14 protein-coding genes are annotated in these 13128 nt (G+C 62.1%); 9 read left to right on the top strand and 5 right to left on the bottom strand.

Annotated elements, in window-relative coordinates; translation table 11 throughout:
- The 4 genes from fabG (at position 1) to V5B59_RS22495 (ending at position 2915) form a co-directional block, all read left to right on the top strand.
- On the top strand, positions 1-741 hold the full coding sequence (gene fabG / locus V5B59_RS22480; protein WP_034916713.1) for a 3-oxoacyl-ACP reductase FabG: 741 nt from the start codon (positions 1-3) through the stop codon (positions 739-741).
- Between the two features lie 116 nt (positions 742-857).
- Positions 858-1094, top strand: coding sequence for an acyl carrier protein (acpP, locus tag V5B59_RS22485; protein WP_034899680.1), 237 nt, complete (start codon positions 858-860; stop codon positions 1092-1094).
- A 105-nt stretch (positions 1095-1199) separates the two neighbouring features.
- On the top strand, positions 1200-2438 hold the full coding sequence (fabF, locus tag V5B59_RS22490; protein ID WP_034916728.1) for a beta-ketoacyl-ACP synthase II: 1239 nt from the start codon (positions 1200-1202) through the stop codon (positions 2436-2438).
- A gap of 42 nt (positions 2439-2480) precedes the next feature.
- Positions 2481-2915: a protein YgfX gene (locus V5B59_RS22495; protein ID WP_169071311.1), complete on the top strand. Its 435-nt coding sequence runs from the start codon at positions 2481-2483 to the stop codon at positions 2913-2915.
- Here the strand turns inward: V5B59_RS22495 and nadB are convergent.
- The 4 genes from nadB to V5B59_RS22515 form a co-directional block, all read right to left on the bottom strand.
- Positions 2881-4470, bottom strand: a complete 1590-nt coding sequence (gene nadB, locus V5B59_RS22500) for an L-aspartate oxidase (protein ID WP_034916709.1) — start codon at positions 4468-4470, stop codon at positions 2881-2883. The two genes, V5B59_RS22495 and nadB, sit on opposite strands and share 35 nt — an antisense overlap.
- A 48-nt stretch (positions 4471-4518) precedes the next feature.
- On the bottom strand, positions 4519-5463 hold the full coding sequence (gene galU / locus V5B59_RS22505; RefSeq protein WP_034916707.1) for a UTP--glucose-1-phosphate uridylyltransferase GalU: 945 nt from the start codon (positions 5461-5463) through the stop codon (positions 4519-4521).
- Positions 5464-5596: 133 nt separating this feature from the next.
- Positions 5597-5914 carry a hypothetical protein gene (locus V5B59_RS22510; RefSeq protein WP_034916705.1) on the bottom strand — a complete coding sequence of 106 codons (318 nt, stop codon included), beginning with the start codon at positions 5912-5914 and terminating at the stop codon, positions 5597-5599.
- 57 nt (positions 5915-5971) lie between these two features.
- Entirely contained in the window at positions 5972-6793 is an 822-nt protein-coding gene (locus V5B59_RS22515; RefSeq protein WP_169071312.1) for a class I SAM-dependent methyltransferase, read from the bottom strand.
- 126 nt (positions 6794-6919) lie between these two features.
- On the opposite strand from V5B59_RS22515, the gene ylqF reads away from it, so the two are divergent.
- From ylqF to V5B59_RS22530, 3 genes are all read left to right on the top strand, one after another.
- Positions 6920-7849 (top strand): ribosome biogenesis GTPase YlqF, encoded by a 930-nt coding sequence (gene ylqF / locus V5B59_RS22520; RefSeq protein WP_169071313.1) that lies wholly within the window; start codon positions 6920-6922, stop codon positions 7847-7849.
- A gap of 3 nt (positions 7850-7852) precedes the next feature.
- A complete protein-coding gene (locus V5B59_RS22525; protein WP_169071314.1) occupies positions 7853-8749 on the top strand; it encodes an acyltransferase in 897 nt (298 codons plus the stop codon).
- A gap of 128 nt (positions 8750-8877) precedes the next feature.
- A complete protein-coding gene (locus tag V5B59_RS22530; protein ID WP_169071315.1) occupies positions 8878-11574 on the top strand; it encodes a LuxR C-terminal-related transcriptional regulator in 2697 nt (898 codons plus the stop codon).
- Here the strand turns inward: V5B59_RS22530 and V5B59_RS22535 are convergent.
- On the bottom strand, positions 11552-11713 hold the full coding sequence (locus V5B59_RS22535) for a hypothetical protein (protein ID WP_169071316.1): 162 nt from the start codon (positions 11711-11713) through the stop codon (positions 11552-11554). The two genes, V5B59_RS22530 and V5B59_RS22535, sit on opposite strands and share 23 nt — an antisense overlap.
- 94 nt (positions 11714-11807) lie before the next feature.
- Between V5B59_RS22535 and parA the strand changes: the two genes are divergently transcribed.
- Together parA and V5B59_RS22545 are read left to right on the top strand one after the other, a co-directional pair.
- The gene (gene parA, locus V5B59_RS22540) at positions 11808-12473 is read left to right on the top strand and encodes a ParA family partition ATPase (RefSeq protein WP_332352342.1); all 666 of its coding nucleotides are present in this window, start codon (positions 11808-11810) and stop codon (positions 12471-12473) included.
- The gene (locus tag V5B59_RS22545; RefSeq protein WP_169071317.1) at positions 12473-13117 is read left to right on the top strand and encodes a hypothetical protein; all 645 of its coding nucleotides are present in this window, start codon (positions 12473-12475) and stop codon (positions 13115-13117) included. Before parA ends, V5B59_RS22545 begins: the two co-directional genes overlap by 1 nt.
- The last annotated feature ends 11 nt before the right edge of the window (positions 13118-13128 follow it).

Here is a 13128-nt window from a genome sequence, read left to right on the forward strand (position 1 = left end):
ATGCTCGAAGGGCAAGTGGCACTCGTGACCGGTGCCTCGCGTGGTATCGGTCAGGCGATCGCACGCGAACTGGGCCGCCTGGGAGCAACCGTGATCGGGACCGCAACGAGTCCCGAGGGTGCTGCGAATATCGCGGCGTACCTGAATGATGCAGACAGCAAGGGTGAGGGGGCGCTGCTCGAAGTGCGCGATGCCGGACAGGTGGATGCGCTGGTCAGCCATATCGAGAAGACCTACGGTGCGGTATCGATCCTGATCAACAACGCCGGTATCACCCGCGATAACCTCGCGCTGCGTCTCAAGGACGACGAGTGGGAGACGGTCCTCGATACCAACCTGAAAGCCGTTTTCCGACTCTCCAGAGCGGTCATGCGCGGCATGATCAAGGCCAGGTATGGGCGGATCATCAACGTGACCTCGGTGGTCGCTCATGCAGGCAATTCCGGTCAGGTGAATTACTGCGCGGCCAAGGCTGGCGTCGCCGGCATGAGCCGGGCGCTGGCCCGAGAACTCGCCAGTCGCAATATCACCGTCAATTGTGTGGCGCCCGGGCTGATCGATACGGATATGACGAAGGCCCTCGACGACAAGCAGAAGGCCGCGCTGCTCGGGAATATTCCACTCGGTCGCTTCGGATCTGCTCAGGATGTCGCTGCTGCAGTTGCTTTTCTGGCATCCGCGGGGGCTGCTTATGTCACCGGTACGACACTGCATGTCAACGGTGGCATGTTCATGGGCTGAGCAATGCCGGCCGCCGGAGACTTGCAGCCGGCTGCTGTGAGCATTGGTAACTTGCGGCCATTTTGTTAGAATGGCGCGTTTTGTTTTACATTTGAACCTTGAGAAGGAAGACCTTGATGGAAAATATTGAACAGCGTGTCAAGAAGATTGTCGCAGAACAGCTTGGTGTCAATGAAGCGGACATCAAGAACGAATCGTCGTTTGTCGATGATCTTGGCGCTGATTCGCTGGACACGGTGGAGTTGGTGATGGCTCTGGAAGAGGAGTTCGAGTGCGAGATTCCGGATGATGAAGCCGAGAAGATCACCACCGTGCAGCAGGCCATCGACTACGTGACCGCTCACAAGAAGTAATCGACCAGGAGCCTTGCCGACAGTTCGCGGTAGCGGCTGTCTTCGGCAGTGCGTTTGAGGGTAAAGGAAATCCGTTTCCGAATGTTTCAATCGTCGGAGTCCAAGTTGGCACGTCGCAGAGTCGTCATCACAGGCCTAGGCATCGTTTCTCCGGTTGGAAATTCCGTCGAAGAAGCCTGGCAGAACATTCTTGCCGGGCGTTCGGGTATTGGCCGGGTGACCCGTTTCGATGTGTCCGGCTTTCCCGTGCACATCGCTGGCGAGGTTCGGAATTTTGATATTGGCCAGTATCTCTCGTCGAAAGAAGCGCGCCGGATGGATGTCTTCATCCATTACGGAATGGCGGCGGGACTGCAAGCCATACGGGACGCCGGTCTGGATGCGCAGCCGGTGGCGCCGGAGCGGGTTGGCGTGTCGATTGGTTCGGGGATTGGCGGTCTGCCGATGATTGAAAACACCTGTGACGACTTCGCTGCGGGTGGCGTTCGCAAGGTATCGCCGTTTTTTGTTCCCGGCTCGATCATCAACATGATCTCCGGTAACCTGTCGATCATGTGCGGTTACAAAGGTCCCAACATCTCGCTGGTCAGTGCCTGTTCGACGGGTACGCACAGCATCGGTGACGCCGGGCGTCTGATCGAATACGGTGATGTGGACATCATGATCGCCGGAGGGTCCGAAGGCTGTATCTCGAAACTCGGCCTGGGAGGTTTCTGTGCGCCGCGCGCCCTCTCGACGCGCAACGATGATCCGCAGACGGCAAGCCGCCCGTGGGACCGGGACCGCGATGGCTTTGTGCTCAGTGAAGGGGCTGGTGTCGTGGTGCTTGAGGAATACGAGCATGCGAAAGCGCGTGGCGCCCGGATATACTGTGAACTCGCCGGCTTCGGCATGAGTGCCGACGCCCACCACATGACTGCGCCATGCGAGGACGGTGAAGGTGCGGCGCGTTGCATGACAAACGCCTTGCGCAACGCCGGGCTGAATATGGATGAGGTGCAGTACGTCAATGCGCACGGCACGTCGACCCCGCTGGGTGACAAGGCCGAGACCATTGCCGTCAAGCGGGCTTTCGGCGAGCATGCGCGCAAATTGGTGGTCAATTCGACCAAGTCGATGACCGGCCATCTGTTGGGCGCCGCGGGCGGCATCGAGGCCCTGTTTACTGTACTGGCGGTCTATCATCAGGTTTCGCCGCCGACGATCAACATTTTCAACCAGGATGAATCCTGCGATCTCGATTATTGCGCCAACACCGCGCGTCCGATGAAGATCGAGGTCGGAATCTCGAACTCTTTCGGCTTCGGCGGTACCAATGCCACCGTCGCCTTCAAACGCATCTAGTCCCGGAATCAGCGCGCGCTACCCGGGTAGTGCGGCAGTGCCGTGCAATTCCCGATCACTATCGAGCTGCGCCGCTCGCGTCTGCTGTCCTTCCTGACGGTCCTGTTGCACGCTCTGGCGGCGGGCTGCCTGTGGGTGCTGCCCTGGCCAGAGGAGGCGCGCCTGCTGCTGCTGATCGTTGCGCTGTCCTTGGCGGACGCGCTGCGACCGTCGACAATCGTCGGGCTGCGCCTCGGTGAGCGCGGCGAACTGACGCTTCTGTTTGCCGCCGGCGATGTCCTTTTCGGATCGGTGCAGGCCGACACCGCAGTATTCAGTCAGTTGATCGTCCTGCGCGTGCGCGATGACGAGAACGCTGGGCGGCTCTCGAGCCTGGTCCTGCTGACCGACAGCATGCCGCCAGAGCAGTTTCGTCTACTGCGTCTATGGCTGCGTTGGCGAGTCAATCCTGGCGATTCGGCCGTGGGCGGCGTCTGACCACGGTATTGCGCGCGCGCGGCAGCGTTTCCGGATAATTGCGACTGAAGTGCAGTCCCCGACTTTCGTGGCGCCGCAGCGCGCAGCGGATGATCAGGTCTGCGGTGACCACGAGGTTGCGCAGTTCGATCAAATCGTGACTGACCCGGAACTGCGAGTAGAAATCATCGATTTCACGCATCAGCAGGTGAATCCGGTTCTGCGCGCGCTGCAGGCGCTTGGTGGTGCGGACGATGCCGACATAGTCCCACATGAAGCGGCGCAGTTCATCCCAGTTGTGGGAAATGACGATTTCTTCATCCGGGTCGCTGACACGGCTGGCGTCCCAGGAAGGTAGCTGCGGGAAATCCCCTGCAGGCTGTTCGAGAATGTCCTTGGCTGCGGCTTCGGCGAAAACCAGGCATTCGAGCAGCGAATTGCTGGCCAGACGATTGGCGCCGTGCAAGCCGGTGCACGAAGCCTCGCCGGCGACATAGAGGCCTGGGATGTCGGTGCGCGCCCGCAGGTCGGTGACGACGCCACCACAGGTGTAGTGCGCGGCGGGAACGACCGGGATCGCCTGGCGGGTCATGTCGATTCCCAGATCAAGGCAGCGCGCCAGAATATTCGGGAAATGCTCGCCGAGAAACTCGGCTGACTTGTGCGAGATGTCCAGATAAACGCAGTCCAGGCCGCGCTTTTTCATCTCGAAGTCGATTGCTCTGGCGACCACGTCGCGGGGTGCAAGTTCGGCGCGCGCGTCGTGCCTGGGCATGAAGCGGGTACCGTCAGGCAGCAGCAGGCGCCCGCCTTCGCCTCGCACCGCTTCGGAAATCAGAAAGGACTTGGCCTGTGGATGGTAGAGGCAGGTCGGATGAAACTGGATGAACTCCATGTTCGCCACGCGGCAGCCGGCACGCCAGGCCATGGCGATGCCGTCGCCGGTCGAGGTGTCCGGATTGGTCGTGTAGAGATAGACTTTACCGGCGCCGCCGGCAGCGATCAGGGTGTTCCTGGCGCCCACGGTCAGGACTTCACCGCTGGTGCTGTCGAGTACATAGGCACCGTGACAGCGCTGCTCTCCGAGTCGCAACTTGTCGCCGGTAATCAGATCGATGGCGATGTGCTGTTCGAGGACGGTAATGTTCGGCTGCCGGCGAATCAGGCTGGTCAGCGTGTTCTGAACCGCGAGGCCGGTCGCATCAGCGACGTGGATCACGCGCCGGGCGCTGTGACCTCCCTCGCGGGTCAGGTGGTAGCCTTCGTCATCACGAGTGAAGGGAACACCCTGCGCAATCAGCCAATCGACCGCGCGCCGACCGTTTTCGATGACGAAGCGAGTCGCCCGCGGGTCATTGAGAAAAGCGCCAGCGGTGATCGTGTCGCGAATGTGCGCTTCGATCGAATCGCGGTTATCGAGCACGGCCGCAATGCCGCCCTGCGCCCAACTCGAAGCGCTGTCTTCGAGGCTGCGCTTGCTGACCAGGGCCACTCTGCGGGTTGGTGCCAGCCGGAGTGCTGCGGCTTGTCCGGCCAGACCACTGCCAATGATGAGAACGTCGAAGCGAAGCGGCAAAAGGGGGAATCCTGTCGAAAAGGGCTGCAACTATAGCACGGGCAGAGGCTATGACAAGCCTGCTGCCTGGGTTGATTCCTGGATCCCGGCCATCATTGGCAACGCCAATTCCTGCCGGTTCTTCAGCCAGGCCGAGAACTCGTGCCCGAGTTCAGGGTGGCTTTCCCCGAGGACGACGCTGGCCTGCATCAGGCCGAGTTTGCTGCCACAGTCGTAACGCTGGCCATGGTAGCGGTAGGCCAGCACTGGTTCACTGGCCAGCAGTGCGGCGATGCCATCGGTGAGCTGAATTTCGCCACCCGCACCGCGCGGCTGTTTGCGGATCAGTTCAAATACCGCCGGGGTCAGGATATAACGGCCCGCCACCGCCAGATTCGATGGCGCAGCGCTTGGGTGCGGTTTCTCGATCAGGCCCTTGATGTTCATCAGATCGGACGATAGTGGCTCACCCTCGACGATCCCGTAGCGGTTGGTCTGATCCTCAGGCACCTCCTGCACGGCAAGGATGCTGCAATGGTGCTCGGCGAACAATTTGGTCATTTGTTGCATGATCGGTGGCGTGCCGATCATCAGGTCGTCGGCCAGCAGGACGGCAAAGGCCTCACCCTGGATCAGGCGCTCGGCGCAGAGTATCGCGTGCCCGAGGCCCAGCGCCCGCGGCTGGCGTACATAGACGCAATCCATGTCGTCCGGCTTGATCGAGTGCACCAGCGCGATCAACTCGTCCTTGCCGGTAGCGGCGAGTTCCGCCTCCAGCTCGTAGGCGGTGTCGAAGTGGTCTTCGATCGAGCGCTTGTTGCGGCCGGTGACGAAGATCATTTGCCGAATCCCGGCCGCGTAGGCTTCTTCAACCGCGTACTGAATCAGGGGCTTGTCCACCACGGCGAGCATTTCCTTCGGGCTGGCCTTGGTGGCCGGCAGGAAGCGCGTGCCGAGACCCGCGACCGGGAAGATCGCTTTCTTTACCACGAAATCAATTTTCAGACTGGTCATGATGAAATCCGGATGGGTATGGTTGACTGATCATTCTATCGCTTTCGCACCCCCGAACGCCTCTGGCCTCTGACAATCATCGCAGTTCTTCCCACTGCGGGCCGCTTGCCCAAGGCCAATCGGCGAGCCTGGGTCAGGGGAGGCGCGCTGCGGTCCACGACATGCCGCCGGATACTGCCAGCAACGACGCGATCAGCAGTGCGACGCAGAGCGCGCGGTACAAGCCGGGGCTGCCGGTACGGTCTGCCATCGCGAGGATGTGCAGGGCACCCCAGGCGACGGCCAGACCGGCGATCAGCGGGATCACCAGTACTTGCAATTCGATCCTGTTGAGCGAGAGCATGCGGCTTTCCCGCCAGGGTACGCAGAGGAATATGCCGAAGGTCCAGAACAGGGCGGTACTTCCGGCGGCGCAGATGGCGGCAACGGTGCGGATAATCCATTTTTCCATTGACAGTCCTTGAGTGGTGGCAGTGGCTGACCAGCAGACGCTTGCCTGCTGCTATCCTCAGTAGATGAAACGCGCACGCAACTCGTCGAGGTTCAGTTGCTGCAGGATCTGTTCGAGCCGCGTCGTGGCGTTGCTGCGCGCGACACCAGTGTGCCTGGCGATGATCAGCTCGTTCTTCAGTGAGTGTTCCCAGCCGACGAGCTCGGTCACCGTCAGCTGATAGCCCTGCGCTTCGAGCTGCAGGCAGCGCAGGGCATTGGTCAGCTGGCTGCCGAATTCGCGGGTGTGGATGGGATGCCGCCAGAGTTCCGACAGCGGCGTCTGCGCCAGGGATTCGCCTTTCCTGCGGCGCAGCACGCCGGCGACTTCGGCCTGACAGCAGGGGACGAGAACGATGAATTTCGCCTGCTTGTGGAGGGCGAAGCGAATCGCGTCGTCAGTGGCGGTGTCACAGGCGTGCAGAGCGGTGACGATGTCCACCCGCGCGGGCAGCCCAGACGACTCGATGGCGTTCTCGACATGCAGGTTCAGGAAGGACATGCGCGTGAAAGCGAGTCGGCTGGCAAGGCTGCGCGCGTGCTCGACGAGTTCTGCGCGCGCCTCGACACCGTAAATGTGGCCATCGTCCCGGGTGTGGAAGAACAGATCGTAGAGGAGGAAGCCGAGGTAGGATTTACCCGCACCGTGATCGACCAGCGTCAGGCCCTTGCCACTGGCGACGATCTCGGTGAGCAGCGGTTCGATGAAATGGCAGAGGTGATGGACCTGCTTGAGCTTGCGCCGGCTGTCCTGGTTGAGCTTGCCGTCGCGGGTCAGGATGTGCAACGCCTTGAGCAGTTCGATCGACTGCCCGGGCCTGATTTCGGGGATCGCCGACAAGCGGTTTCCTGACGAGGGATGGGAAAGATCTCATTTTAGCGGTTTACGCTGCTGCCAGCGCCGCGGAAGCGCCAGCCTGGCCGAAGCGGTGGGATAATGACACTCTTTCAGATTGTTGGACTCTGCATGGCCATCCAGTGGTATCCCGGTCACATGACCTCGGCGCGCAAGAAAGCGGCCGAGACGATGGCGTCGATCGACGTGGTCATCGAGGTGCTCGATGCGCGCCTGCCCGAGGCGAGCACCAATCCTCTGGTCCGCGAGCTTCGCCTGCATCGCCAGCGTCCATGCCTGAAGGTCCTGAACAAGGCCGACCTGGCCGACCCGCAGGTGACGCAGGCGTGGATCGCCTATTACAACCGGCAGGAGGGCGTGCGCGCGGTGGCACTGTCGTGCAAGAAACCCGGCGACGTGGCCCGCCTTCCCGGACTGTGCGAGGCTCTGGCGCCACATCGCAGCGAAAACACCAAGCCGCTGCGGATGATGATCATGGGCATCCCGAACGTCGGCAAATCGACGCTGATGAATGTCGTTCTCCAGCGCAAACTGGCCAAGGTCGGTGACGAACCGGCAGTGACCCGCGCGCAGCAGACCTCGCAGCTCGATGTTCGGCATTCGATTACCGATACGCCCGGACTGCTGTGGCCGAAAATCGAACATCCAAGCGACGGTCTGATGCTCGCTGCGAGCCATGCCGTCGGTCGCAATGCGATGATCGACGAGGAAGTGGCGACCTTTCTCGCCGGGCTGTTGCTGGCGCGTTACCCGACTTTGCTGGCGAAGCGCTACGGCTTCCCGGCCGATGCAATCGAGCATCTCGATGCCGTGGCGGTCATCGAAGAGATCGCCAGACGCCGTAGCCTGCGCGTCCGTGGCGGCGAAGCCGATCTCGAGAAGGCAGCGAAGATGCTGCTGCAGGATTACCGGGACGGTGTTCTCGGCCGCATCAGCCTGGAGACTCCGTTGACGCGCAGCGCCATGCTGGCGGCTGAGCAGACGCAGACGGTGATCCGTGGAACGGCACTGGACGACGATCTGCCAGCCGCGCACGCTTGACCGATGCTGAATTTCCTGCCGGCGCCGTTGATCGGCCTGATCGCTTTCTCACTGCTGGCGCTCAACTCGTTCTTCTGGGTGCCGATCCTGGTGTTCGTGGCCGGTTGCAAGCTGCTCCTGCCGTTCCGGGTGGTTCGCCTGCGCCTCGACCCGGTTCTGGTGCATATCGCCGAGGCCTGGATCGCGTGCAACAGCGGCTGGATGGCGCTGACCCAGCAGGCGCAGTGGGATGTCCAGGGGATCGATGGGCTCGACCCACGCGGCTGGTACCTGGTCAACTGCAATCATCAATCGTGGGCCGATATCCTCGTCCTGCAACATCTGCTGACGCGGCGCATTCCCTTGCTCAAATTCTTCCTCAAGCAGCAATTGCTTTGGGTGCCGGTGATGGGATTGGCCTGGTGGGCCCTCGATTTTCCGTTCATGCGCCGCCATAGTGAAGAAGTTCTCAAGGCGCGCCCGGAATTGCGCGCCCGCGATCAGGAGGCGACCCGCCTGGCCTGCGAGAAGTTTTCGCTGATTCCGACCAGCGTGATGAACTTTTGCGAGGGGACGCGCTTCACGCCGGACAAACATCAGCGGCAGCAGTCACCGTATCGACACCTCCTGAAGCCGAAAGCCGGAGGAATTGCGCTGGCACTGAATGTGATGGGCGACAAGTTTCGCGCGATTCTCGATGTAACCATCGTTTATCCCGCCGGCGCTCCGAATTTCTGGGAGTTCCTTTGCGGTCGGATGCATCGCGTGCAGGTTCGCGTACAGACACTGCCGGTGCCGAGGCATCTGGCGAGCGGAGACTACGCCAATGACCCGGCGATTCGAGAAGCTTTCCAGCAGTGGATGCAGCAGATCTGGCAGGACAAGGACGCGCAGATCGAAGGATTGCTCGCCGACCAATGAGCCCCGACCCTGGGCTTGTGCCTCCGTCAGGCAGTGGCCGCCGCTCTCGGTGGCCGCGAAATGAGTGCACAGTTCCCGCAGCGCCGAGCGCCTGACGTATCATCATATTCTTTCGTTTCAGGTCAGAAATGCCATTGCTTCAGATCGTCCGTAGCAAGCTGCAGCGTCCCCGGGCTAGCGCCGACTTCGTCGCGCGCAGCGAGTTGCTGGCAAGGCTCGAAGCCGGCAGCAACCGGCCACTGACCCTGCTGGTGGCGCCGGCGGGTTATGGCAAGACGGCGCTGGTCACGCACTGGCTCGCTGGCCGTGACGGCCTGGCTGCCTGGCTCTCGCTCGACCACGAAGACAGCGATCCGATCGTGTTCATCCGCTACTTCGCTGCCGCATTGCGCACGGCGATTCCCGATGCCTGCGCCGAGACGCTGGCGTATCTCGATGCCGGGCAGCAAACCTCGCTGACGGTGCTTGCCGGCAGTCTGAGCAACGATCTGGCAGCGCTGCCGGTGCCGCTGGTGATGGTTCTTGACGATTATCACCGCATCGACTCGCCGCCGATCCATGCCCTGCTCGATCGCCTGCTGGTGCATCCGGCGAGTGCTCTGCATCTGCTGGTGATCGCCCGCCATGATCCTCCCTTGTCGCTGGGCGCGCTGCGCGTTCGCGAGGAGATGAACGAAATCCGGATGCGCGACCTGCAATTTGGCGAGCGTGAAGCGGCGATCCTGCTCGAACGCTGCGTCGGACGTACCGTTTCGGCAGCCGCATTGGCCAGACTGCAGGCCTGTAGCGAGGGCTGGCCGGTTGGTGTTCGCCTGGCGGCACTGGCGCTGCGAAACAAGGATGCGGCTGACGCGCTAGGCACGCTCGAGCACTGCTTCAGCGGCAGTACGCGCGAGGTCGAGCAGTATTTCTGCGAGGAAGTGCTGGCCCAACAGAGCGTGCTCGCGCGTGACTGCCTGCTCAGGACCTCGATTCTCGACCGTTTCTGCGCGTCCTTGTGCGACGCCGTTCTCGGGGACGCTTGCAACGGGCATGCCTTGATGCAATTGGTGTCGAGCGGCGCGCTGCTCTGCATTCCCATCGACGATCGCCTGGAGTGGTATCGCCATCAGCGTCTGTTCCGGGAGTTTCTGCAGCGGCAGCTCGAACTGCAGTATCCGGCGAGCGAGATTGCCGCACTGCATCGACGCGCGGCCGCCTGGTTCGAAACGCAGGATTTTCTCGAAGAAGCGATTCCGCATGCGCTGGCCGCAAGCGGCGCGGTAGCGGCGGGACATCTCCTGGCGCGCAATCGCCAGCGACTTCTCAACCAGGAGCAGCGACAACGGCTCGAACGCTGTCTGCGTCTGTTGCCGCCCGATAGCGTCGCGGAAGACCCCGAATTGCTGCTGCTGAAGGCCTGGCTGATGTATCACCAGGGGCGGCATGTCGAGACCCCGGCGGTTCTCGACCGGATCGAGGTGTTGCTCGAAAGCGCTGCCAGCGGTCTGCCCGCTGTCTCTGCGCTCTGTGGCAGTGTGTCGGCGCTGCGCAGTCTGCAGTATTACCTCGAAGGGCGGGCCGACATGGCTATCCGCTCTGCCGAGCAGGCGCTGCAGGGCTTACCGATCGACTGCGCGCAAGCCCGCGTGCTGGCCCAGGCGGTCATCGCCGGAACCCGGCAAATGCGCGGTGACCTGGTCGGCGCGCGCCAGAGTCTGCATGCAGCGCTGGCGCGGGCGTCGGGACCGATCGACGTTTCCCAGGCGCCGCTGCTCGCGACCTTGTGCTTCATCGACTGGATGGCTGCCGATCTGTCGGCATTGCAGTGGACGGCCAACCAGCACTACCCGCTCGGCGAGGATCGTTTGCGCAGCGCAGGCAGCCCGGTACTCGGGCGCTACTTTCATGGTCTGGTCCAGTATCAGCGCAACGATCTGGCGCTGGCGGAGGCCACGCTGCTGCCGGCGCTCGCCCCGCAGCCGGTGCCGCGCCCCGGCTACCGAACCGAAGTCACCTTCGTTCTGGCGGCAGTCTATCAGGCGCTCGGCCAGACCAACCTGGCACGCGAGATCGTCGATACGGTCTGCGAGCACTTGCAGCGCAATGGCGATTCGCCGGCCTTGTTTCGTGCGCAAGCCTGCCAGGCCGACCTGGCGCTGCGCCAGGGGCGCTCCGACGCGGCTCGGGAATGGGCGCGCAACTTCGATCCCGGTCCGGTCCAGTTCGTCTACCGCTTCAGCAACGCTCCCCACCTGACGCTGGCCCGCGTGTGGATTGCCGAGGGAAGCGTCGACAGCCACGAGCAGGCGGCTCGCCTCCTGCAGTTGCTGGAAACCGAGATGATGGCCAGGCACAACGTCCGTTTCCTGATCGAGGTCGTGGCGCTGCAGGCGCTGCTGCGGCATCTCCAGGGCGAGGAGACGGTCGCGTGCGAACTGCTGGGCCGTGCCGTCGCGCTGGCGCAACCTGGTGGCTTCATCCGGCTGTTCGTCGATCTTGGGCAAGATCTCGTGCCGCCGCTGAAACGACTGCAAACCGGCCAGAGCATTGTCGGCAACGCGGCCAATGCCCGCTACGTCGGGCAGATTCTCGCCGCGTTCAACGACGACTGGCTGGTCAGTGCGGGTCGCCAGCAGGTGGGTGCAGACCTTACCCGCCGTGAACTGAAGATCCTCAAACTGCTCGCAGTCCGGTTGAGCAACATCGAGATTTCGGAGGAGTTGTGCATTTCACGGGCGACGGTCAAGCGGCATACCCAGAACATCTATCGCAAGCTGCGCGCATCGAGCCGCCGCGAAGCCGTCTTCAGAGCCAGAACACTCAACCTACTCGCAGACGCTTGACCACCTTCTTGCCGAGGCTGCCGACATCGGGTTTTGCAAGTGCAGCTCGCCCGCCATGGCTGCTGGTGAGTGAATTTTCCTTGATCGTAATCAAGGACAGCGGGCCATTTTGCAAAAAATGGCCCATTTCATGGCCCATTGCGGGCCCATTTCGGCTTGTCCGTTTTTCTCGCGATGGCATAATCGTGGGTTATGCGGATCACCATAAGAATGTTCCTTCAAAGGTACGATAAATGTCTTTGTCATTAGGTCGGGTGATTGCTGTGGTTTCACAAAAGGGGGGGGCTGGCAAAACCACGGTCGCCATGCAGCTCGGGGGGGGGTTTCATGCCATTGGCGCTTCGGTGCTGCTGGTCGACCTGGACCCGCAGGAAAGCGCGCTGCGCTGGGCAGAATCGGCGCCCTTGCTCGACTCGGACCTGCAACTCGATGTCCGCAAGATGTCTGGCCTGGAATTGATCAAGCATGTCGTGGAACTGCAGAGCGAGGCCGATTATGTCGTTCTCGACACCCCACCGTCGATCTACCATCCGTCTACGCTGGCCGCGCTGGCGGTGGCGCATCTGGCGATCGTACCGGCAGTACCGAGTCCAACCGACCTGTGGTCGACACGGGCGGTCGAGCGGCTGATTCTCAATCGCATGGAGCAAAGCCATCGCCTGCACGGCTGCATTCTCCCCAACCGTGTGCAAAACACCGCTCTGGCTACGGATGTACTTGAACTGTTGCATGAATTTACCTTACCCATCCTCGATGCTATGCTCTGCCAGCGCAACGCGTATGCGCAAAGTGCGGTGGTCGGCGCGTCGGTTTTTCAACTGGCCTCTGGCGCCGACGCAGCGCAGGATGAAGTTCGCAAGCTGATCGCAGCCGTTCTTAAACAATTGGGAGAAAACTGATGACTACACCCACACGTACTACCAGCAGCAACAAGACCGCTTTGCGCGCCAGTCTCAAGAAGGAAGACGAATCGCTCGCCGAGCGTCTGGTGGCAACCGACGTTGCGCTGGTCGTCCCGCCGGAGCCCGAAGCCGCTGTTGCGCCAGTAAGCCAGGCCGCAGCGGCGCCGCTGAGCAAGCCTGCAGACGAGGGGAAGCCGGCGGCCGTTGTGGAAGCTCCCGGCAAAGCCGCGAAAAATACGGCACCGGCAAAAACCAAGTCGGCAAAAGGAGCCGCTGCGGCGGCAAAGGCCAAGCCGGGCAGCAAGAAAGCCGCCGCCGCGGCCAAGCCGCAGGCCAAGGTCGAGGCCGCCGCCGAGGCAGGCAAGAAGACTGCCGGGCTGGAGGAAGCGCTGGAAAAGATCGAAAAGACGGCCAAGGAAAAGGGCGACAAACTCGTCCGTTACACGGTGGAATTGCTCAAGAGCGAAGAGGCGGCCATCGAGGCTGTGCGTGCCGAGTTGTCGAAGGCCGCGGGTTGGGCGGCCAGCAAGTCGGACATCCTGCGCGCCGCGGTGCGTCTGTTTGCCGAGCAGAAGATGGAGCAGATGAAAGCCTTGCTCGCCGCGGTGAGCGTTCCCGAGAAAGGCAAGAAGAAGGACTGATCGACTGATCG

The sequence above is a fragment of the Candidatus Accumulibacter contiguus genome, assembly GCF_036625285.1.
Classification (GTDB): Bacteria; Pseudomonadota; Gammaproteobacteria; order Burkholderiales; family Rhodocyclaceae; genus Accumulibacter; species Accumulibacter contiguus.